Raw genomic sequence first — 21,472 nt, 5'->3', positions numbered from 1 at the left:
CTGTTATTTTTTGATTTTCGGCCATGAGAGCTCCCAAGGTTTTAGCCAAGTATTAATGCCTTGGCTGACATTTTCCTGCCGCCATTTCTCACCAAGCCGAGCATTTTCTCTCGGCTCACAGACAAACTGGAATGCTTCTCCATGAAACTCAAATTCAAGCGCAAATGCATGGAGGTAACCTCGGTCTGATTTACTGGTGGGGGCATAAATCGCATCTCCGACGATAGGTGAACCGACCGACTTTAGTGCTACCCTGATTTGATGCGTTTTACCTGTATGGGGCTTGCACAAGAACAAACGCTCTCCCGGTTCCGCGCTAGCTGAAAGAAACTGCGTGATCGCAGGATTTGAATGAGAGTTGGTTAATTTCCATGCAGAGCGACGCGAGCGCTCCATATCACCACTAACAAGCCCTTGTTTCTTTTTCGGCTTCTTACTACCAATCGCCAAATAGAATTTTACCACACGACGTTGAGCAAATTGTGTCGATAACTCACTCGCAGCCGCAGCGTTGCGCGCAAGCAAGAGAAGCCCAGAAGTCATCTTATCCAATCGATGCACAAGATAGAGTTGCTCATCACCAGTAACTAATGCCACTTCATGTAGCAACATGGTTTCGCCATCATCTTTATGAACGGAAACATTGGGGTGTTTATTAATGACGACAAAGTCTGAATGAGAAAAAACGATATCAAACATAGAGGGCTCCACTTTGGACGCATGAGTATACCTGTTATGCGTTCTAATTCCACAAGTAGATAAGCAAATAAAAACGGGGAGCCATGTAGGCTCCCCGTTTACGTTGTTAACTGGATTCAGCGTTACAGTTTCTTAGAAAGCACACCTGCAAACGCAATGATTCCGATACCCAGTAGCATGATTTCACCTTTGCCACTATCAAAGCCAGACTTGATGCCCATGAAAGCAACGATTGCGATAGCAACAGGGATTACGTATTTCACTAGGTTGTACCATAGGCCAAACAGTGGGAAAGAGACTTCACCGTCATTAGTGATTTCTTTCTCAAGGTCAGCACGGCTTAGACGCCAGCCCGCAAAGATACATACCAACATACCGCCAACTGCTAGGAAAATCTTATCAGTCAGTAGGTCGAAGATATCAAATGCACCAGTACCAAACAGAGTTGGACCAACGCCACCCAGAGATAGAGAAGCAAACACACATAGTGCCGCCATTACTGAGCTTGCTGCGATTACCGCTGTTGGGCGCTTCATACCTTTCTCATCGATTAGGTAAGAAACTACAACTTCAAGCAATGATACCGAAGATGTCAGTGCCGCTACTGTTAGACCAATGAAGAACAGCAGTGCGAACAGAAGACCAATAACGCCGCCCATTTCAGCGAATAGCTGAGGCACAACAACAAAGACCAGACCAGGACCTGCTGCTGGTTCCATACCAAATGCGAACATAGCTGGGAACATTGCCACACCAGCTAGGATAGCAACACCCGTATCCATAGCCGTTACCATACCGGTAGTCTGAACTAGGTTCTCTTTCTTCTTCAGGTAAGAACCGTACGTCATCATACAACCCATACCAAGACTTAGAGAGAAGAACGCCTGACCCAGCGCTGCAAGCACTACGTTGCTATCTACTTTGGAGAAGTCCGGCATGAACAGGAACTCTAGACCTGCCATCGCACCTGGAAGCATCAGACCTTTCACTGATACAACGATCAGGATAAGGAATAATAGTGGCATCAGAATCTTACCTGCTTTTTCGATACCGCCAGAAATACCTTTCATTACGATAACGATGTTAAACATCAGGTAAATACCCATCCACATCAGTGGCTGTACTGGGTCAGAGATAAAGCCACCAAAACTATCACCAATAGCTTCTGGCGTGCTAAGCAGACCACCACCTACTTTAAAGATGTATGCCAGTGCCCAACCGCCTACTACCGGGTAGAAGCCCATGATAAGCAAGCCACTGACAACACCGATAACGCCGGTAAATGTCCAACGACGATCAGTAGACTTAAATGCACCTACTGCAGATAGACCTGTCTTACGGCCAATAGCGAATTCTGTCAGCATAACGCTAAAGCCAATGAAAATTACAAAAATCAGGTAGATAGCAACGAACGCACCGCCACCACTCTCACCTGCCGTGTAAGGAAACTTCCATATGTTACCCAAACCAACAGCAGAACCTGCTGCGGCCATAACGAAGCCTAATTTAGACCCCCATGTATCACGGGGCTGTGCACTTATACTGTTAGCCACGATTACTCCATTAAAAATTTATAAGTTGTGTTTGCTTACGTTAGGCGTCGAAAAGTTGAGTGTATAAAAAAATTTACACTTATTAGAATTCTAGGTGACCCTAACAATGTGGCAAGTAAAACAGTTTGAGATTAAAATTGGAACCCCAAAAAGTGTAAATTCCCACCACCGCACGGTATATCGCGCTTAAACGCTGCTTTTTTGAACTAATACCTCCCCTTTTATCTACATTTTACACTTTTGCAACATAATAATTCTATTTAGGATATTTATCTAACCCACTACGTCACATTACTCATAACAACATTTGAAAACGAAATGTTTGTTGTCGCCGCACCTAACTGGATTTAATATTTAAGTTAATCCTTTATTATACTCAAGCGATTGATTTATTCAGGAAATTGAATGGAAAAGTTCTATCACTTCCTCACATTGGCTGGCATTGTCTTCTACTGGATTCTGGTTGCTGGGGTAACATTACGAGTTGTTCTCAAACGAAGAGCGGTGAGCGTGTCTCTTTCTTGGCTGATGATCATCTACATCATTCCTATCGTCGGCGTGGCTTGTTACTTCCTCTTTGGGGAACTAAACCTCGGCCGAAGAAGAGCAGAAAGAGCAAAAGAAATGTTCGTTCCGTTCGCCAAATGGTTTTCCAGCCTTAATGAATGCCATGCACACGATACTGAGAGCTTCGGTCGTCACATCTATCGCATTGATGAACTGTGTAACAATCGACTTGGATTACCTGCCCTGAGTGGCAACACCTTATCATTACAAAGTTCTCCGAATGATATTCTACATTCGATCATTGAAGATATTGAGAATGCGCAAACCAGTGTACGAATGGTTTTTTATATCTGGCATCCGGGTGGATTGGCTGATGCCGTGGCTTCTGCTCTGATCAGAGCTGCGAAGCGCGGTGTAGAAGTCAAACTGCTTCTTGACTCTGCTGGCAGCCTACGTTTCTTCCGCAGTCAGTGGCTCAAGATGATGCAAACAGCTGGGGTTGAAGTCGTACAAGCTTTAGAGGTCAGCCCTTGGCGTATTTTTCTCCGCCGCCTCGACCTACGTCAGCATCGTAAAATCATCGTTATAGATGACAAGATTGGCTATACAGGTTCAATGAACTTAGTTGATCCTGCCTTCTTCAAACAGGAATCAGGGGTTGGTCAATGGATAGACATCATGGTGCGAGTGACAGGGCCAACCGTTAATGTACTCTCTGCTATCCACTGCTGGGACTGGGAAGTTGAAACTGGGTCGCGCTCTCTTCCCCAATTACCAGAATGCCAATTAGACCCTAACGAGCCTCAGCACCCAGTTCAAGTCGTCCCTTCAGGACCAGGGATGCCAGAGCACCTAATTTCTCAGGTATTGACCCTTGCCATCAATCAGGCAAACCAATCAGTGAGAATCACAACACCATATTTTGTACCCAGCGCGGATCTGCTCGAAACGCTTAAAATGACAGCGCAGCGTGGCATTACTGTTGAGCTGATCATTCCACAAAAAAATAATTCACTCATGGTGCAATGGGCTTCACGTGCTTTTTACGCAGAACTTATGGAAGCAGGTGTAAAAATTTATGAGTTTTATGGCGGCCTACTGCATACAAAATCCGTGGTCATAGATCAGCAATTCTGTTTAGTTGGCACCGTAAATATTGACATGCGCAGCTTATGGCTCAATTTTGAATTGACGCTAGCCATTGATGACGAAGCTTTCACCAAAGAAATGTACTGGCTGCAACAAAGTTATATAGAAACCTCTCATGAAGTAAAACTAGAGGAGTGGAAAAAGCGCTCTCTATATTCACGTTTCTTAGAGCGAACCTACTACTTATTCAATCCTCTTCTATGATAAGTAATTTCTGACTTCTGACTCTCTTGCTATTAATGCGTTGCCATGTTTTAAATAAGGCAACGCATTTTCAGATAAGGATTTTCAATGTCAGAAGATAAGCAAACCAAGCTGGTCACCGCAGGTCGAGACAAAAAATGGACCAATGGGGTCGTGAATCCACCAGTTCAACGCGCTTCTACTGTCGTATTTGATACCGTTGCAGAAAAACATCACGCAACGGTTAACCGAGCAAATAAAACCCTCTTTTATGGCCGTCGTGGCACCCATACTCACTTTGCTTTCCAAGATGCAATGGTTGAAGTTGAGGGTGGTGCCGGCTGCGCTTTGTATCCTTGTGGTACAGCAGCTATTTCCAACGCGATTCTTTCTTTTATTGAATCAGGCGATCATATTCTGATGGTGGATACCTGCTATGAACCAACTCGAGACTTCTGTGACAAGATCATGAAGAAGATGGGAGTGGAAACAACCTATTACGACCCAGTGATCGGCGAAGGTATCCGTGATTTAATTCAGCCAAACACCAAAGTGCTGTTCCTAGAGTCGCCCGGCTCTATTACCATGGAAGTACAAGACGTTCCAACCTTAGCCAAAATTGCCCATGAACATGACATCATTGTCATGCTCGACAACACTTGGGCCGCTGGTGTGAATTTCTCACCTTTTGAGCATGGTGTTGATATTTCCATTCAAGCCGCGACTAAGTACATTGTTGGCCACTCTGATGTCATGCTGGGCACCGCTGTCGCAAATGAAAAACACTGGGATCAGTTGCGAGAACAAAGCTATTTAATGGGCCAATGTGTGTCACCTGATGATGCCTATCTTGGGCTACGTGGCATTCGTACTCTCGACGTACGTCTTCGCCAACATGCAGAGAACAGCCTGAAAATTGCTAAGTGGTTACAAAATCGTCCGGAAGTCGATCATGTTCGCCACCCTGCACTAGAAACTTGCCCTGGCCATGAGTTTTTCCAACGTGATTTCACCGGTGGTAATGGCTTATTCTCATTTGTGTTAAAAACTAGCTATCCTCGCGCCACCACGGCACTGCTTGATGGTATGAAGCATTTCAGTATGGGGTACTCTTGGGGCGGGTTTGAAAGTCTGATTTTAGCGAACGAGCCAAAAAGCTTTAATAGCCTACGAACCGTTGCGAACCCCAACTTCGAAGGCACACTCATTCGGCTACATATAGGGCTGGAAAATATCGACGATCTGATCACTGATCTTGAACGTGGCTTGGAGCGCTATAATTCGCTCATTCTAGAACAACATACCACCGCTTGATCTAACAAACTCCTATAAGCCCCACCTCTGGGGCTTGATTTTAAAATATTGATATTATTGAATATTTTATCAATACATAATAACACGTTAAACAATTGTGTTGTTTTCCTTTCTCAATTCACAGTTCTATCGCTTAGCTTATATTCATATTTCTTATAGCTCATTTTCTAATCTACTGTTTATTTACTCATCAGAGGTCAAACCAGAAGGAGCTAAACTTTGAAACACAAACTGATACTTGCTGCGCTCTGTATCTTCAGCTTAGGGCTATCAGCAACCACTAGTGCGTCCAGTGCTAGCGGTTACACACAAACTCAACACCCTATTGTTCTTGTCCATGGGTTATTCGGTTTTGATACATTAGCTGGCGTGGACTATTTCTACGGCATTCCTCACGCTTTAACCAAAGACGGAGCAAGTGTTTACGTTGCTCAGGTCTCTGCGACGAATAGCTCAGAAGTTCGAGGCGAGCAGTTGCTAGAACAAGTTGAAACTTTACTTGCGGCAACAGGCGCAGCAAAAGTCAACTTAATCGGTCATAGTCATGGCGGTCCAACAGCGCGCTATGTGGCTTCTGTCAGGCCAGATCTTATCGCCTCTGTGACCAGCATCGGTGGTGTCAATAAAGGTTCTAAAGTAGCTGACCTCGTTCGCGGTACGGTGCCTGAAGGATCTGGGTTAGAAGCTTTAGCGGTAAAACTGGCTGAAGGGCTAACGACACTGATTAATCTATTGTCTGGTGGCAGTGACCTTGATCAAGATCCTCTTGCCTCTTTGGATGCCTTAACGACCGAAGGCTCACTTGCGTTCAATCAACACTACCCGGAGGGTATTCCCGACACTGAATGTGGCAATGGCGATTTATTAGCTGATAACGGTGTGTACTACTATTCTTGGACGGGTTCATCCACTTTTTCTAACATCTTTGACCCGACTGACGCTGCAATGATGATTCTTGGTCTAGCATTTGACGAGCCAAATGATGGTCTTGTTGGGGCGTGTAGCACTCACTTAGGGCAAGTTATTCGCGACGATTACAAGATGAACCATCTGGATGAAATAAATGGATTGCTCGGTATTCATCATTTATTTGAAACAGACCCAGTCACCCTTTATCGTCAACATGCTAATCGCCTGAAGCTGCAAGGCTTATAGGAAATAAAAGATGAAAAAGACCGCTCTAATAACGACAATGATGATCGCCTTGATGAGCCTCGGAGCGGTCTATTTTATCAATCAAGGCAGTGAAGAAATTACAAATCAATCGCAATCCCAACGAGATACCCAGATCGATACCTCCTCAAGTCGAGATTTGTTTGATTACGCGTTAAGCAGCTTAGGAGAACAGCAATTAGACCAAATTAAAGCTCGGATACAAAGTCTTCCTAAAGACCAACAAGGGCTAGTCGTCGATGAAGCACTTTTCGAGACCTATTTACAATACAAAACAGAACTAGAAACTCTGGAGTCTATAACCTCACAGCAAATTACCTTGACCGACTTAGAGCAGCTTCATCAGCAGATTATGGCGCTGCAAAGTCAGTATTTTACTGACGAACAGATACAGACATTGTTTGGTGAAGAAAATCGATTACGCCAGCTCGCGATCGATAAGCTTGCGATAGCCAATCAAAACTTGGATGCGGAGTCGCAAGCGCAATGGTTAGAAGAGACCTTAGCCGAACAACCTGATTACATTCAGCAAGCAGAACGCAATAACCAGCTCATTATAGGGCTCAACCACAGTGAGCAGATGGAAGCACAAGATAAACACCTCACCCGTGTCGAGTTGGTTGGGGAAGAGGCTGCGGGCAGGCTAAGTAAACTCGACGAGAAACGCGAGCAGTTTAATTCTCAACTGGATAGCTATTTGGCGCAGCGAAATGAAATACTGGCTGACAACACTTTATCGGATGCCGCAAAGCAAACCCAGATAGCTTACCTAAGAGAGCAAAGCTTTGACACCGTACAGTGGCGCAGAGTCGAAGCACTGGAACGCATCCATGATCAAAACTTATCGCCATAGCATGCCCCTACGTCACTAGTATCTAGGTTTCTTGGGGCAATTCACCATATGATCGTCAACCATGCCTACAGCCTGCATAAACGCATAGCAAATGGTCTCACCTACAAACTTAAAGCCTTTCTTTTTCAGGAATTTGCTCATGGCTTTTGACTGCTCTGTCGAGGCTGGCACTTCGCTCATATCCTGCCACTGGTTGACCTTAGGCTTACCATCTACAAACTGCCATAACGCCTTCGATAAGCTGCCATATTCTTCGATAAGAGCTTTAGCCGCCCGCGCGTTGCTGAACACTGATTTGATTTTTCCTCTGTGCTTGACCACATCATAACTTTCTACGATATGTTCCGCATGTTCATCATCGTATGCCGCCAACTTATCTAAGTCATAATCATCAAAAGCCTGTCGGTAACCTTCTCGCTTCTTTAATATGGTTATCCAACTCAGTCCTGCTTGAGCACCCTCTAACGTAATAAACTCGAACAATACCTTATCGTCATAAACCGGAACGCCCCACTCTTTATCGTGGTATTCACGCTCAAGTTCATGATTCATTGCCCATGCGCAAGTGGTATCCATTGCTTTCTCCTTAAATAAAACGCCCCCAACAAAGTCAGGGACGTCTTCGATCTTAGTTGAATCAGTTTGGCACTGTCACTTTGTGGAAGATACGATACAACACTGGCACGACAATAAGTGTCAGTACGGTCGCAAATCCCAAACCAAACATGATGGTAACCGCCATGGGTTTGAAGAAGATATCCGGTAACAGTGGGATCATGCCCAAAATAGTCGTGATTGCTGCCATGCAAACAGGTCGCACACGGCTTAGAGATGCCTCGACAACAGCTAAATATGGGTCTTTGCCTGACTTCATTTCAATTTCAATCTGATCGAGCAATACGATGCCATTTTTCAGCAGCATGCCTGACAAGCTAAGAAAACCGAGTAATGCCATGAAACCAAATGGGGTATCCAAAACCAACAGCCCTGTTGTGACACCGATAATTGCCAGTGGCACTGTCAACCAGACGATGAGCGGCTCTTTAACAGTGTTGAACAAGAACACTGTGACTAAGAACATAAATAAATAGCCCATTGGCATGGTAGTGAACAGTGAGGCCTGCGCATCGCCAGAGGATTCATACTCCCCCCCCCACTCCAACGCATAACCAGATGGCAGTTCGATGGCTTCAATCAAAGGCTGTAAACGCTTTTGCAATGTCGAAGCCGTTTCCTCTCCCAACAAGTCAGGATCAGCCATAACCGTCAATATACGCTTACGATTCTTACGTACTATAATCGGGTCTTCCCAGCGCATGTCGTAGCCTAATGTCACTTGCTGCAAAGGGATATATTCACTTAACGCTGGGCTCCAAATTTTCATGCCCTCAATATTGCGAATATCGACACGCTCTTCTTCTGGCAATCGAGCAACAATTGGCATTAACGTTGTACCGTCACGATATACCCCGACTGATTTACCTGAGAAAGACATTGCAAGGAACTCGTCAACATCTGATTTAGTGATGCCGTAACGGCGAGCTTGTCCTTCGTTAAACTGCGGCTCTAACACTTTAGTACGTTCACGCCAATCATGGCGGATGTTCGTCGCTCCAGGGTCCGCATGCATGATATCTTCAACTTGTCTGGCAATCCCTCTAAGGATAGTTGGGTCAGACCCAATGATACGTGCCTCAATTTTAGCTCCGCCGCCAGGGCCGAGTTCAATTTGCTTGAGCTTGTAATTGATCTCTGGGAAGTTGGCTTCAACATGCGCTCGAAAATTAGACATCAAATCCGCAAGTTGCTCATAATTCTCGACTCGAGTGGTGATTTCACCATAGGCAGCGTAGCTTTTCTCTGGCGCATAAGTCAGCATGAAACGTTGCAAACCTTTACCTGCTGTCGTAGTTATATGCTCAACTCCGTCTTGATCTGACAGCCAAGATTCCAAAGCTTTAAGCTTGGTGTTGGTTGCACGAATATCGGTCCCTTCTGGTAACCAGATATCGGCTTGGAACATAGGCGTTGTTGACGATGGGAAAAACGACTGCTTAACGAAAGTAAAGCCATAGATACTTGCCGCAAGACCAACAATCATAACCACAACCGTTAGCCAAGCCCGCTTCATACAAAACTCTAGAAACCCCTTGTATAGCACAAAGATCATACCGTTGTAGGGGTCACTGCCTTCGCCACCCCCTTTGATTTTTTGCCCTTTAAAGAAGATATCAGCAAAAAAAGGCGTCAACGAAATCGCAGTGAACCAACTGAGCATGAGTGAGATTAATAGTACCGTGAACAAAGTACCACAATACTCACCTGTCGCATCCTCAGACAACCCAATAGGGGCAAAGGCAGTCACGGCGATGACGGTAGCACCAAGCAATGGCCATTTAGTCTGAGTCACGATATCAGTCGCCGCCTGCATTCTTGTTCGGCCTTTCTGGGTCCCGATGAGTATTCCTTCAACCACTACAATCGCATTGTCCACCAGCATACCGAGCGCAATCACCAATGCTCCCAACGAGATGCGTTGCAGGTCGATTGCAAAGTACTTCATAAAGATAAATGTACCCAACACGGTAAGGAGCAGAATCAAGCCAATAAGTAAGCCGGAGCGTAGCCCCATAAAGAACAGTAAAACGATAATAACGATCGCGACCGCTTGCCCCAAACTAACGACAAAGCCACTCACTGATTTGTCGACTTCTTTTGGCTGACTGTAGATTTCAGAGATCCCAACTCCCACAGGTTGTTGGTACTTTAGTTCGGCAAGGCGACGGGCAAAGCGCTTACCTACCTCAACCACGTTAACGCCTTGCGCAAAAGAAACACCGAGATTGAGCGCTAACTTGCCATTAAAAGTAATAATATTGTCCGGTACGTCGATGTAACCGCGTTTGATTTCCGCAACGTCACGCAGATAAATTAATCCTTGGGCACCACTTTCAGTAATGATCAAGTCTCCTAGCTGGTCAACATTCTGGAACTCACCCGTTGGTTGGATACGGATGTACTCATCACCGATCCGAATTGCACCGGCATCCGAGACCACATTTTGAGTTGAGAGCAAATTAAACACGGTATTAGGAGCCAAACCTAAACTACTCAAACGCTTCATCGAAATCTCAATGAAGACTTGCTCTTGTTGCTGGCCAGAAACAGAGACTTTACTGACCCCCTCTACCAACTCTAATTCACGCCTCAAATAGTCAACATAATCGAGTAACTCCTTGTAACTGTAACCTTCTCCTGTGACGGCAAGTAAAATACCGTAAACATCACCAAAATCGTCAATGACCTTTGGATCATTCACTCCGGGAGGAAACTGACCTTTAAGGTCATTGACCTTACGGCGTAATTCATCCCAAATCTGCGGTAAATCATCAGGACCATAGTTATTTTTCATGGTCACGGTAATTTGAGATAAACCTCGGCTGGAGATCGAATTAACTTCATCAACATAAGTCAGTTGCTGAATGGCCTTTTCGATTGGGTAAGTCACTTCTTCCTCGACTTGCTGAGGTGTCGCCCCTGGATAGGATGTCACCACCATGGCATCTTTGATCGTGAAAGCAGGATCTTCGAGACGGCCTAAACCAAAGAAAGCGGCTACACCACCAATCAAGAAAATTAATGAAATCATCCAACTGATGACACGGTTGCGAATGAAATATGCAGCGATACCAGTCACATCTTGGTCTTTCTGAGACAGTGGGTTATTTTGATCACTCATTGCCTGCCTCCTGCTTTACGATTTCCACTTTCACCCCTTCTCTTAATCGGGAAATTCCCGCCACGACAACTTTTTGTTTGCTCTCGAGCCCCTCTAGGATTTGCAACGCTTCTTTCGTCATTTTGCCAATCGTCACAGCTTGTTTGGCAACGGTATTATCATCGTTTAGCACCCAAACAAACCTGTTAAGTCGGTCAATCTCATCACCATCTGCATTGAATACCGCTTCTATAGGAACCAAAACACCAGTATTCAAGTTCAGACCAATATCATTACTTTTGGACGTAACTTCAACGGCCATACCGTCAAGGATGAACTCTTCCTCAGGCATAGGAAGTGACAAAGTTACGGTAAACGTCCTTGTGGCTGGGTCAGGTTCAGTCGTAAATTCTTTAATTGAGGCCGAGTATTCGTTACCACTTGGTACTTTAACCAGAGCCTCAATACGCGATAGGGTTTCTTGATCCGGCTGGTTGACGTATAGACGATCTGGCAACTGTATGAGCACTTCAACACTATCGAGACTATGAATATTCACGATTTGCTGACCGACTTGAATGTTTTCAAATTGCTCGACATTCACTCGGGAAATGATGCCATCGACAGGCGCCAGCAACTTAGTGAAAGATAGCCTCAACTGCGCTAACTTCAGCTCTGAGTAGGCTATCTGACGATTGGCGGCAATCTCATCAAATTGCGACTTGGCCAGCAGGCCTTTATCGACAAGAGGCTTAGAACGTCTATATTGGCTATCGATAACACTAAACTTTGCCGATGCGTTATCAACATCAAGCTTGTAATCTGTCGGATCCAGCTTCGCAAGCACATCGCCTTTTTTTACCTGATCGCCTTCTTTAACGTTGAGCTCACTGATTTCACCCGCTACCCGAAAACTTAAATGAGAGCGCTCAGCGGCATTGGCGACAGCAGGGAAATATAAGTGCTCCTTTGGGATACCACTGTCTATTTCTATGATTTTGACTTTAGGGGGGCCAAAGTCAACGTATTCACTATCACCACCGCAGCCTACAAGAATGACAGCTGTTGAGAGCACGATGAGGCTAATCCATTGCTTCATATTACAATCCTCGCTCCTTGATCCACTCCCTCACTTTGGTCCCGGGTTCAATGCCACTGACACCAGAAATGATGATCTGATCACCATCATTTAAACCACTCTTAACTTCACGCTTGTTGTTCAACACAATGGAAGCTTTTTCCACTACGCCATTGTGTGCTACACGCCAAACACAAGTTTTTCCGTTTTCGTTAAATATTGCTGCATTAGGAATCCGTGTCGCTCCTTCTGAATCAATTTTGACATGCACCTCCCCCGCCATACCCGGCAAAATTCCGGTATCTGTTGGGCGTGCCATGACCATGGTGACCTTGTAAGAGCCCGTTTTAGGATCGGCCTCCGTATCTACTTCCTGAAAAGTCAGCTCATAGCGGCTCTCAGGAAAAGCATCAAATTTCATAGTTGCAGTCAGGTTGATGCCGCTTGCAAAGCGATTCAACAGGTGGTCAGGGAGCTGGAATTGTACTTTCATTAACTGATTCGTCTGAATATTCATTACACCTTGCTTAGCAGCAATGTATTCGTAGTTATCAGCCGTAATCAGTGAAATCGTGCCATCATAAGGTGCAACCAACTTGGTATAACGAAGATTGGCACGGGCTTGTTCTAATGTGGCTTTGGCAGAGTTAAGGTTCGCTTTAGCTTGATCAAAATCTTGCTCTGAAACTACCTTATCAACACGCAGTTTTTTATAACGTTCAAACTGAACATCCGCGAGGCGGTACTGCGCTTCTGCCTGCTTAGCTAATAAGGAATATTCATCTGGGTTTAGGGAGGCAAGGGCTTCACCTTTGCTCACAGGTTGGCCCGAAAGGACATCGATAGACTGAAGTTGTCCGGGTACTCGGAAAGCTAAAATCGCTTTGTCACCAGCTTCGGATGTGGCGGGAAAATGTCTTTCAAACTGTGCGTTGCCAACCGAAACGGTAAAGAGTTTTGCTGGTCTGGATTCGGGTTCAGGAACAGGAGGGAGCTCCTTACCACAGCCACCTAATGTTGCAGCTATGGCGAGAAGCACAAAATTCTTGTGCATAGTCAAACATCCATTTGTCACTTTTAGTTACAAAGATAGATGAATGATTACGCGACTGCCAGACACATACCAGTAAATTATTATTAAAATTAATAATTTGCTAACAAAACATAGTGGCGGTTCTCATTATCGAACTATAAACTTTTAAACTCTCGATCAACTTTAAACGTATCGGAGGTGACATACGCCTCTAGGCCACGAATTTGATTTTCAAGGCCATCAAAATCTTTCTCAAGCGTTTCTAGCAATGCCCCAGGAGCCTGACCTTGTTGCCATGGTTTACTTTTCAACTTGTGTTCCTGCTCCATTTTAAGAGATTCAACATAATTAGCAGGTTGTTTTTCAAGCATGAAAGTCATCGCGATATAGGCCAACAACACCAAGAAGCTGCCACCAAGAAGTGCAGCAGAGATCACTAAGATTCGAATCAACCAAACTTCAGTACCAAAGTAATTAGCTAAGCCTGCACAAACACCTGAAATCTTACCATTAACGGTATCGCGGTACAGCTCTCGCTTATTCATATCGGCGTCTCCAGTTAGGGGTTTCAGCATCAAGAATACGCTCTAACGTGTCCACACGCTTTTGCATCTGTTCTGCTTTTTCTGACAAGGTTTGTAATCTCTGGAAATCATCTTCTGATAGACCACTTGCCGTTTTCTTCTTGCTACGATAATGAAGTATTAACCATAGTGGAGCGACGAAAATCAGAAAGACAATCAGTGGTCCTGCAATAAGAAATGACGACATAAATGACTCCTAATAAATAGACAACAGTTTCACACGAGTACACCTCTACTCTGCCGCAAGCTGTTATAAAATCAATTAAATAAAACTAAGAACTTCGAAAATATTGGAAAAACCATAAATTGGTTTTGATGAGGTCAGGTGCGACCCACCTGACCTGTGCACCTTCAGATCTCGACTTTTATGACTTTTTTTCGTTCATCTGTTTTTTCAAATTTTCAAGCTCTTGTTCAATCTCGTCTTGCGCTTGCAGCTCAGCAAATTCCTGATCTAAGGATTTCGAATTACCGGACTTAGCATATACATCTGCTTCTGCTTCCAGTTCATCTATCTTACGAGTGTATTGCTCGAACTTTGCCATTGCTTCAGATGTACGCGCCGTATGTAAATGCTTTTGCACATCACGTCGGTTCGAAGCCGCTTGAGAACGAATAGCAAGTGCTTGCTGCTTAGCACGTGTTTCGGTGATTTTACTTTCAAGCTTACTGATTTCGCCGGTGAGCTTTTCAATCGTTTCTTCCACTAATGTTTGCTCAGTATGCAAACCTTTCAACATATCTTGCAGTTTTTGCTTTTCAATTAAAGCTGCACGAGCCAAATCCTCACGCTGCTTGGTCAGAGCTAGTGTAGCTTTCTCTTGCCAATCGCTAATTTGGCCTTCAAGAGATTCAACTTTACGTGCCAACTCTTTTTTATCAGCAATCGCCTTGGCCGAATTCGTACGAACTTCGACTAATGTATCTTCCATTTCCTGAATAATAAGACGAATCATTTTTTCAGGATCTTCCGCTTTATCTAATAAGGCACTAATGTTTGAGTTTACGATGTCGGCAAAACGAGAAAAAATACCCATATTTAACTCCTTATCCTGTAATCAATCACATTATCGCGACTTGGTTACATCTGATGTTCATTGTAGGTTTCACTTACTTATTCAATAACCAAGATACGTGCCAACTTATAAATAAATACAAAACAAACACTTACGAAAACTACCATTGTAATTCGAACTTATCTATGATGAATTTAGCTAACAATAGGTAAATTTCACCATTGGAGTGTTTTCATGCAACAAAATCTCATTGGCGAGTCACCAGCTTTCCTGACGATACTAGACAAGGTCTCCAAACTCGCAGCCATAGAACGTCCTATTCTGATCATTGGTGAACGAGGGACAGGTAAAGAACTGATTGCTCAACGCCTCCATTACCTATCAAAACGTTGGGATCAGCCACTAATTTCCCTCAATTGCTCTACCTTGAGCGAAGGCCTGATCGACTCAGAGTTATTCGGCCATGAGCAAGGCGCTTTTACTGGTTCAAAAGGACGTCACAAGGGGCGCTTTGAACGAGCTGAAAATGGCACCCTCTTTCTCGATGAGCTCGCCACCGCTCCATTGCTGGTGCAGGAAAAGCTATTACGAGTGATTGAATACGGCCAATATGAACGCGTTGGTGGGCACCAATTGCTTAACGCCAATGTGCGGCTGATCTGCGCGACTAACGCCGATCTGCCGACAATGGCTGAGGACGGTAAGTTTCGAGCAGATCTGCTTGACAGGCTTGCTTTCGATGTCATTCATTTACCTCCACTTCGAGAACGCCAAGAAGACATTCTGCTGTTAGCGGAATATTACGCCATCAAGATGTGTCGAGAGTTGAACTTTGACTACTTCGTTGGTTTCTCTCCTGATGCTCAGCAAGCACTGCTTGACTATCAATGGCCCGGAAACGTCCGTGAACTTAAAAATGTGATAGAAAGGGCGGTTTATCAGCATGGTCAGCAAGATGAGCCAATCAAACAATTGATATTCGACCCGTTTGCAACACAGTGGCAAACAGAACCTGAGCCCGTTTCTCTTCAATCACAACCATTACCAGACCAACCAACCTTTCATTTTCCAATGGACTACAAAGCGTGGCAGGAAAGCCAAGATATTCGCCTGCTGAAAGCGGCCCTTGAAGAGAGCAAATTTAACCAACGGAAGGCAGCCGATATGCTTGGCCTGAGCTATCATCAGCTAAGAGGGATGATCAGAAAGTACGACCTCTCGAATCTTTCCTGAGTGCGTATAGGTTATTTTAAAAACCATAAACTAATAATGGTAAATTACTGAGATATTAAGGCATAATGGTGAGTTCTATTATGCTTTGTCTCTGGCAATTGTTCTTCTATGAAAGCATTCATTCAACTGACATTAAGTATCTTCAGCATCACCTTGCTTACAGGCTGTGGTGAAGAGCTTGATCACAATAAAATTCGCCAAAGTGGTTTCGTCTACTGTGGTCAAGGCGGTCCAACCAGCTTTAACCCTCAATTGGTTGATAGCGGCATTACGTCTGAAACTCTTAGCCCTCAGCTATTTGATACTTTGCTGACGCTAGACTCGAACAATTTCAAACCTATTGCCAACCTTGCGACCAGCTGGTCCGTTAACAAATCCGGCACAGAATATACGTTTAACCTGCGCAAAGACGCTCAATTCCAAAATACCGCTTGGTTTACGCCCAGCCGAGCCATGAATGCTGAAGATGTAGTGTTCAGCTTCCGTCGAATCATCGACAATTCCCATCCTTATCATTATGTTGGAAGTGGCCTCTACCCTTGGTTTAGCGGGATCGATTTTCAAAACCTACTCGTTGATGTTCGGGCTATCTCACCATATCAAGTCCGTTTCACCCTAAGCCGACCAGACAATACGTTTCTGTCCAATATCGCCACTAGCCATGCAGTTATCCACTCTGCAGAGTACGCTAGCCAACTTACGCTGAGCGATAACAAAGCCATGCTCGACAGCCACCCTGTTGGAACCGGTCCATTTTATCTTGATGATTATCAGGTCAATGACCTCGTCAGGCTCAAACGTCACAATGGGTACTGGAAAGGCAAACCTAAGATGGCTCAAGTGGTATTTGATATTTCTCACCGAGGTACAGGCACTTTAGCCAAGCTACTTCGTAATGAGTGTGATGTACTCAACTCGCCATTATCGAGTCAGATCCCCATTATTAAACAACAAAGCGATATTAAACTAATGGCTAAACCCGCGATGAATATTTCATTCATTGCCGTCAATACCACTCACCCAGCACTTAATGACCCTAGAGTTCGTAAAGCTCTTAACTACGCCATTAATCGCCAAAACATTCTCGAATCCGTTTACTACGGCACCGGTAGTCAGGCCTATTCGGTGCTCCCTCCCAGCTCTTGGGCTTATCTCAAAGACAGTGTGCAAATTCGTTACGACCGTAATTACGCGATTGCATTAATTAAAGAAGCAGGATTCGATAAAGGGCTGGAGTTGACCATGTCAGTCCCTCTTGAGCCACGTGCTTACAACCCAAGCCCTCGTAAAACGGCTGAGCTTATCCAAGCAAACTTAGCAGATATCGGCATTACACTTAACCTACTGACAGATGATCGCTATGATCGCACTGACGTCGCCAGCAACACCAACATCGATCTGTACCTTACAGGCTGGATTGCCAATACAGGTGACCCAGATAATTTCCTCCGACCATTACTATCGTGTGATTCAAAACGAGTGGGCTTGAATGTCTCCAGCTGGTGTAATGCTGATTTCGATTTCCTACTCGACCTTGCACTGGAAGTCGATAAGCCACGTTACCGTCTTAACTTGTATAAACAGGCACAAAACATTCTCAACGAAGAATTTCCGGTGATTCCACTTAGCCATGGTATGCAGTTCCAAGCTTATGATGCTTCATTACAAGGGTTTAAAGTGAGTCCATTTAACGCACAACCTTTTGATGCGGTAGAGAGGGTCAAATAATGTTTCTCTATACTGTTCGACGTATCAACCTTTTCATCATCACATTACTTATCCTAACCATGGTAGGCTTTAGCCTGCTTAGGCTTGACCCAAATTCTCCTTGGACCGTTCAAGATTTCTGGCCGGGTTGGATGACTTATATTGGCGAGCTGATGCACCTCAACTTTGGGATGACAAAAAGCGGTGTTCCAATCGCAGATGAACTCGCTGTTGTTTTCCCTGCAACGTTGGAATTATGTTTGATTGCTTTTGCCCTTTCTCTCCTGATCGGGATCCCAGTTGGCACGCTCGCCGGTATGAAGCAAGGCAAGTGGATTGACACAGCCATTTCCTTTACCTCAATGTCCGGTTACTCCGCACCGATTTTTTGGGTCGCACTCCTCATGATCATGGCATTCTCACTGCATTTCGAGCTATTCCCAGTCGCTGGCCGTTATGACCTACTCTATGAAATTGATCATGTCACGGGTTTTGCCATCGTGGATGCATTCTTTGCGCGTGGCGAGTATCGCGCTCATGCACTACAAAGTGTTTTAGAGCACTTGATACTACCTTGTTTAGTGTTAGCACTTGCTCCAACCACTCAAGTCATTGGCTTAATGCGTACTTCGGTTGCCGAAGTCATGGGCCAAAACTATATTCGAGCCGCTCGCATCAAAGGTCTATCGACGCACAAAATCGTCACTCAACACGTGCTGAGAAATGCGATACCGCCGATTATCCCTAAGATAGGCGTTCAGCTATCTAGTATGTTGACTCTAGCTATCATTACAGAATCGATCTTTAACTGGCCGGGTATTGGTCGCTGGTTACTCGACGCACTTTCCAATCAGGATTATGTTTCTATTCAGGCTGGTGTTATTGTTGTCGCCACCTTAGTGTTGACGGCGAATATTCTTTCAGATTTGGTTGGCGCTATGGTCAATCCGTTAGTAAGGAAAGAGTGGTATGCTAACCGATAACATCTATCAAGAAGAACAAATCCCGACGCAATTCGAGCGTTTCTGGCGCAGCTATCGTGCAAACGGCTTAGCCATGTTCGGTTTATGGTGCCTTGTTTTTATTGTTGTCGTCACTTTAGCTTCTCCTTGGCTAACTCCTCATGACCCTCAAGCCCAGACGGGGGAACTGCTGGTCCCTCCCTCTTGGAACCCAGCAGGCACAGTCGAATATTTTCTCGGTACTGATGACCTAGGTCGAGATATCCTATCTCGGCTTATTGAGGGATCACAGTTAACGTTCGGCGCTGCTGTTATCATCACACTCATTGCAACAATTGTGGGTTGTTTGATTGGTATTTTAGCTGGCATGACCAAAGGATTGTTATCAAGTACACTCAACCATTTACTTGACACCGTCATGTCGATTCCATCGCTTCTCCTCGCGATTATTTTTGTCGCTTTCTTGGGGTTTGGCGAGTTTAATATTCTACTTGCGATATGCCTCGCTTTGATCCCAAGATTCGTCCGCTCAGTCTATATCGCTGTGCATACTGAAGTTGAAAAAGACTACATTATGGCTGCTCGCCTTGATGGTGCGAACGACTTTTATCTGCTCTGGAACTCCATTCTTCCCAATATTTTGGTTGTGATTGCTTCTGAGGTAACCCTCGCTCTGTCAATCGCGATTTTGGATATTACTGCACTGGGCTTCCTTGGTTTAGGCGCACAAACCCCAAGCACTGAGTGGGGTGCGATTCTTGGTGACTCTGTTGAATTAATCTATTTAGCACCTTGGACAGTGACGCTTCCTGGCCTTGCCATCATGTTCATCGTGATTGTCATTAATTTGGTGGGTGAAGGCGTTCGTCAGGCACTTAACGCGGGGATCGAATAATGCCGTTACTAGATATTCGCCACCTAACGATTGAGATTGAAACTCCGCAAGGCCTGATGAAGGCAGTGGATCGCATGAGTCTAACCATGAACGAAGGAGAAATTCGTGGATTGGTGGGAGAATCTGGCTCAGGTAAGAGTTTGGTAGCCAAAGCCATCGTTGGAGTCTGTAAGGAAAACTGGAAGATAACAGCCGACCGAATGCGCCTTGGCAATGTGGATTTGCTGCAGTTAACCCCTAAAGAGCGTCGCAGAGTCATCGCACGTGATATTGCGATGATCTTTCAAGAGCCTTCAACGTGTCTGGATCCTTCGGAAGAAGTCGGACGCCAATTGATAGAGTCCATCCCCGCTCATTCTTTTAGCGGAAAGTGGTGGGAGCGCTTTAAATGGCGTAAGAAACAAGCGGTTGCTCTACTTCATAAAGTAGGGATCAGAAACCACGAACAAATCATGTCAAGCTATCCGTATGAGCTGACGGATGGCGAATGTCAAAAGATCATGATTGCGATGGCCATCGCCGCTAAGCCTAAGCTTCTGATTGCCGATGAACCGACCAACGATCTCGACCCAATCACTCAATCCCAAATCCTACGACTTCTTAGTCGTATGAATCAGATCAACAACACGTCGATCATGCTCATCGGCCATGACTTGACAACCATTACCCAGTGGGCAACGCGGATTACCGTCATGTACTGTGGCCAGTCTGTTGAGTCAGCGGACACTAAAAAGATTCTTGCCAAGCCAAAGCACCCTTATACCGTTGCTTTACTTAAAGCTATGCCCGATTTCGGTGAATGGATTCCTCATAAAGAGAAACTCCAGTCTCTCCCAGGTAGTATTCCGCCACTGCAGCATCTGCCCATTGGTTGCCGGCTTGGCCCCCGTTGTCCTTATGCTCAAAGGCAGTGCGTAGAAATGCCAATCACTAGACGAGTCAAAAATCACAAATTTGCCTGCCACTTCCCTCTGAATATGGAGAAGAAGAAAGCATGAGTGCGCTACTAGAAGTTAATGGCCTAAGTAAAGAGTTTGTCACTCGCTCAGGCTTGTTTCGCAAAAAAATCCACCATGCCGTTAAACCTGTCAGCTTTACATTAGAAGCTGGGCAAACCATTGGTTTTATTGGTCAAAACGGTTCAGGAAAGTCGACATTAGCTCGCATGCTTGCGGGAATGATCGAGCCAACCAGTGGTGAAATACGGGTCAATGGCGAACTTTTGGAACACAAAGATTACTCGACTCGTTGCAAATTGATCAGGATGATATTTCAAGACCCGAATACGTCACTCAATCCACGTATTCAGATTGGCCGCATTCTTGAAAGTCCTTTGAAACGAAATACCAGTATGACACCTGAAGCACGTATGAAGCGCGTTAAAGATGTTTTGCTTAGGGTCGGACTGCTTCCAGAGCACGCTTATTTTTACCCTCAGATGCTAGCTGCAGGCCAAAAGCAGCGCATATGCTTGGCTCGTGCGTTGATTCTACAACCTTCGATTATTATCGCTGATGAAGCACTAAATGGTTTAGACATGGCCATGCGTTCTCAGATTATTAATTTATTCTTAGAATTGCAGGAAGAGATGGGCGTATCGTTTATCTATGTTTCCCAACACTTAGGGGTTGTCAAACACATTACTGACAAGGTGATGGTTATGCATGATGGAGAGGTAGTGGAAGCAGGTGAAACACAGCAAGTGTTAACCTGCCCAGACAACATCATTACTCAACGCATGGTGGAAAGTCACTTCAACAAAGCAACCTGTTTCAAATAATAATCCCATCTGCCAAGGCTGCAATGGGATCATAC

At 44.9% G+C, this 21,472-nt stretch carries 19 protein-coding genes; 10 read left to right on the top strand and 9 right to left on the bottom strand.

All coding sequences use genetic code 11. The features are described 5' to 3' along the window. Nucleotides 1-3: 3 nt before the first annotated feature. Together CTT30_RS05200 and CTT30_RS05195 are read right to left on the bottom strand one after the other, a co-directional pair. Complete coding sequence (locus tag CTT30_RS05200) at nucleotides 4-699, bottom strand: TIGR01621 family pseudouridine synthase (RefSeq protein WP_252036222.1); 696 nt, start codon at nucleotides 697-699, stop codon at nucleotides 4-6. Between the two features lie 122 nt (nucleotides 700-821). Continuing rightward, nucleotides 822-2,192 carry a sodium-dependent transporter gene (locus tag CTT30_RS05195; RefSeq protein WP_006962749.1) on the bottom strand — a complete coding sequence of 457 codons (1,371 nt, stop codon included), beginning with the start codon at nucleotides 2,190-2,192 and terminating at the stop codon, nucleotides 822-824. Between the two features lie 465 nt (nucleotides 2,193-2,657). On the opposite strand from CTT30_RS05195, the gene cls reads away from it, so the two are divergent. From cls to CTT30_RS05175, 4 genes are all read left to right on the top strand, one after another. Next, entirely contained in the window at nucleotides 2,658-4,112 is a 1,455-nt protein-coding gene (gene cls / locus CTT30_RS05190; RefSeq protein ID WP_239836684.1) for a cardiolipin synthase, read from the top strand. 87 nt (nucleotides 4,113-4,199) lie between these two features. Beyond that, nucleotides 4,200-5,405 carry a cystathionine beta-lyase gene (locus CTT30_RS05185; protein ID WP_239868197.1) on the top strand — a complete coding sequence of 402 codons (1,206 nt, stop codon included), beginning with the start codon at nucleotides 4,200-4,202 and terminating at the stop codon, nucleotides 5,403-5,405. Nucleotides 5,406-5,636: 231 nt separating this feature from the next. Then, nucleotides 5,637-6,560 carry an esterase/lipase family protein gene (locus CTT30_RS05180; RefSeq protein WP_442308689.1) on the top strand — a complete coding sequence of 308 codons (924 nt, stop codon included), beginning with the start codon at nucleotides 5,637-5,639 and terminating at the stop codon, nucleotides 6,558-6,560. 10 nt (nucleotides 6,561-6,570) lie between these two features. Next, complete coding sequence (locus tag CTT30_RS05175) at nucleotides 6,571-7,431, top strand: lipase secretion chaperone (RefSeq protein WP_252036221.1); 861 nt, start codon at nucleotides 6,571-6,573, stop codon at nucleotides 7,429-7,431. 15 nt (nucleotides 7,432-7,446) lie between these two features. On the opposite strand, the gene CTT30_RS05170 is transcribed toward CTT30_RS05175, so the two are convergent. The 7 genes from CTT30_RS05170 to pspA all read right to left on the bottom strand — a co-directional run bounded on the left by CTT30_RS05170 (nucleotide 7,447) and on the right by pspA (nucleotide 14,881). Further along, nucleotides 7,447-8,007: a DNA-3-methyladenine glycosylase I gene (locus CTT30_RS05170; RefSeq protein WP_239868191.1), complete on the bottom strand. Its 561-nt coding sequence runs from the start codon at nucleotides 8,005-8,007 to the stop codon at nucleotides 7,447-7,449. Between the two features lie 61 nt (nucleotides 8,008-8,068). Next, nucleotides 8,069-11,170, bottom strand: coding sequence for an efflux RND transporter permease subunit (locus tag CTT30_RS05165; protein WP_252036220.1), 3,102 nt, complete (start codon nucleotides 11,168-11,170; stop codon nucleotides 8,069-8,071). Further along, nucleotides 11,163-12,248, bottom strand: coding sequence for an efflux RND transporter periplasmic adaptor subunit (locus CTT30_RS05160; protein ID WP_252036219.1), 1,086 nt, complete (start codon nucleotides 12,246-12,248; stop codon nucleotides 11,163-11,165). The genes CTT30_RS05165 and CTT30_RS05160 overlap by 8 nt, the downstream gene beginning before the upstream one ends. 1 nt (nucleotide 12,249) lies before the next feature. Further along, complete coding sequence (locus CTT30_RS05155; RefSeq protein WP_252036218.1) at nucleotides 12,250-13,281, bottom strand: efflux RND transporter periplasmic adaptor subunit; 1,032 nt, start codon at nucleotides 13,279-13,281, stop codon at nucleotides 12,250-12,252. A 134-nt stretch (nucleotides 13,282-13,415) separates the two neighbouring features. Further along, nucleotides 13,416-13,805 (bottom strand): envelope stress response membrane protein PspC, encoded by a 390-nt coding sequence (gene pspC, locus CTT30_RS05150; RefSeq protein ID WP_239836691.1) that lies wholly within the window; start codon nucleotides 13,803-13,805, stop codon nucleotides 13,416-13,418. Continuing rightward, a complete protein-coding gene (gene pspB, locus CTT30_RS05145) occupies nucleotides 13,798-14,031 on the bottom strand; it encodes an envelope stress response membrane protein PspB (RefSeq protein ID WP_239836692.1) in 234 nt (77 codons plus the stop codon). Before pspB ends, pspC begins: the two co-directional genes overlap by 8 nt. A 178-nt stretch (nucleotides 14,032-14,209) precedes the next feature. Beyond that, nucleotides 14,210-14,881 carry a phage shock protein PspA gene (gene pspA, locus CTT30_RS05140; protein ID WP_239836693.1) on the bottom strand — a complete coding sequence of 224 codons (672 nt, stop codon included), beginning with the start codon at nucleotides 14,879-14,881 and terminating at the stop codon, nucleotides 14,210-14,212. 213 nt (nucleotides 14,882-15,094) lie between these two features. Between pspA and pspF the strand changes: the two genes are divergently transcribed. The 6 genes from pspF to CTT30_RS05110 all read left to right on the top strand — a co-directional run bounded on the left by pspF (nucleotide 15,095) and on the right by CTT30_RS05110 (nucleotide 21,437). Then, nucleotides 15,095-16,093: a phage shock protein operon transcriptional activator gene (gene pspF, locus CTT30_RS05135; protein WP_252036217.1), complete on the top strand. Its 999-nt coding sequence runs from the start codon at nucleotides 15,095-15,097 to the stop codon at nucleotides 16,091-16,093. 108 nt (nucleotides 16,094-16,201) lie between these two features. After that, on the top strand, nucleotides 16,202-17,821 hold the full coding sequence (locus tag CTT30_RS05130) for an ABC transporter substrate-binding protein (RefSeq protein ID WP_239868175.1): 1,620 nt from the start codon (nucleotides 16,202-16,204) through the stop codon (nucleotides 17,819-17,821). After that, nucleotides 17,821-18,783, top strand: a complete 963-nt coding sequence (locus tag CTT30_RS05125) for an ABC transporter permease (RefSeq protein ID WP_239836696.1) — start codon at nucleotides 17,821-17,823, stop codon at nucleotides 18,781-18,783. The genes CTT30_RS05130 and CTT30_RS05125 overlap by 1 nt, the downstream gene beginning before the upstream one ends. After that, a complete protein-coding gene (gene sapC / locus CTT30_RS05120; RefSeq protein ID WP_252036216.1) occupies nucleotides 18,770-19,657 on the top strand; it encodes a putrescine export ABC transporter permease SapC in 888 nt (295 codons plus the stop codon). The genes CTT30_RS05125 and sapC overlap by 14 nt, the downstream gene beginning before the upstream one ends. Then, nucleotides 19,657-20,655, top strand: coding sequence for a peptide ABC transporter ATP-binding protein (locus CTT30_RS05115; protein WP_252036215.1), 999 nt, complete (start codon nucleotides 19,657-19,659; stop codon nucleotides 20,653-20,655). Before sapC ends, CTT30_RS05115 begins: the two co-directional genes overlap by 1 nt. Then, a complete protein-coding gene (locus CTT30_RS05110) occupies nucleotides 20,652-21,437 on the top strand; it encodes a peptide ABC transporter ATP-binding protein (protein ID WP_239836699.1) in 786 nt (261 codons plus the stop codon). Before CTT30_RS05115 ends, CTT30_RS05110 begins: the two co-directional genes overlap by 4 nt. Nucleotides 21,438-21,472 lie beyond the last annotated feature (35 nt).

It is taken from the genome of Vibrio coralliilyticus (assembly GCF_024449095.1).
Classification (GTDB): Bacteria; Pseudomonadota; Gammaproteobacteria; order Enterobacterales; family Vibrionaceae; genus Vibrio; species Vibrio coralliilyticus_A.
Note: the sequence above shows the minus strand (reverse complement) of the source record. Positions and strands in the feature narration are given on the sequence as shown.

Excerpts from the sequence above, each read along its gene's own strand:
- pspA (WP_239836693.1), bottom strand. The coding sequence starts at position 14,881 with ATGGGTATTTTTTCTCGTTTTGCCGACATCGTAAACTCAAACATTAGT.
- CTT30_RS05175 (WP_252036221.1), top strand. The coding sequence starts at position 6,571 with ATGAAAAAGACCGCTCTAATAACGACAATGATGATCGCCTTGATGAGC.
- pspF (WP_252036217.1), top strand. The coding sequence starts at position 15,095 with ATGCAACAAAATCTCATTGGCGAGTCACCAGCTTTCCTGACGATACTA.
- CTT30_RS05125 (WP_239836696.1), top strand. The coding sequence starts at position 17,821 with ATGTTTCTCTATACTGTTCGACGTATCAACCTTTTCATCATCACATTA.
- CTT30_RS05115 (WP_252036215.1), top strand. The coding sequence starts at position 19,657 with ATGCCGTTACTAGATATTCGCCACCTAACGATTGAGATTGAAACTCCG.
- pspC (WP_239836691.1), bottom strand. The coding sequence starts at position 13,805 with ATGAATAAGCGAGAGCTGTACCGCGATACCGTTAATGGTAAGATTTCA.
- CTT30_RS05160 (WP_252036219.1), bottom strand. The coding sequence starts at position 12,248 with ATGAAGCAATGGATTAGCCTCATCGTGCTCTCAACAGCTGTCATTCTT.
- CTT30_RS05165 (WP_252036220.1), bottom strand. The coding sequence starts at position 11,170 with ATGAGTGATCAAAATAACCCACTGTCTCAGAAAGACCAAGATGTGACT.
- cls (WP_239836684.1), top strand. The coding sequence starts at position 2,658 with ATGGAAAAGTTCTATCACTTCCTCACATTGGCTGGCATTGTCTTCTAC.
- CTT30_RS05195 (WP_006962749.1), bottom strand. The coding sequence starts at position 2,192 with ATGGCCGCAGCAGGTTCTGCTGTTGGTTTGGGTAACATATGGAAGTTT.
- CTT30_RS05170 (WP_239868191.1), bottom strand. The coding sequence starts at position 8,007 with ATGGATACCACTTGCGCATGGGCAATGAATCATGAACTTGAGCGTGAA.
- CTT30_RS05130 (WP_239868175.1), top strand. The coding sequence starts at position 16,202 with ATGAAAGCATTCATTCAACTGACATTAAGTATCTTCAGCATCACCTTG.
- CTT30_RS05110 (WP_239836699.1), top strand. The coding sequence starts at position 20,652 with ATGAGTGCGCTACTAGAAGTTAATGGCCTAAGTAAAGAGTTTGTCACT.
- CTT30_RS05155 (WP_252036218.1), bottom strand. The coding sequence starts at position 13,281 with ATGCACAAGAATTTTGTGCTTCTCGCCATAGCTGCAACATTAGGTGGC.
- CTT30_RS05200 (WP_252036222.1), bottom strand. The coding sequence starts at position 699 with ATGTTTGATATCGTTTTTTCTCATTCAGACTTTGTCGTCATTAATAAA.
- sapC (WP_252036216.1), top strand. The coding sequence starts at position 18,770 with ATGCTAACCGATAACATCTATCAAGAAGAACAAATCCCGACGCAATTC.
- pspB (WP_239836692.1), bottom strand. The coding sequence starts at position 14,031 with ATGTCGTCATTTCTTATTGCAGGACCACTGATTGTCTTTCTGATTTTC.
- CTT30_RS05185 (WP_239868197.1), top strand. The coding sequence starts at position 4,200 with ATGTCAGAAGATAAGCAAACCAAGCTGGTCACCGCAGGTCGAGACAAA.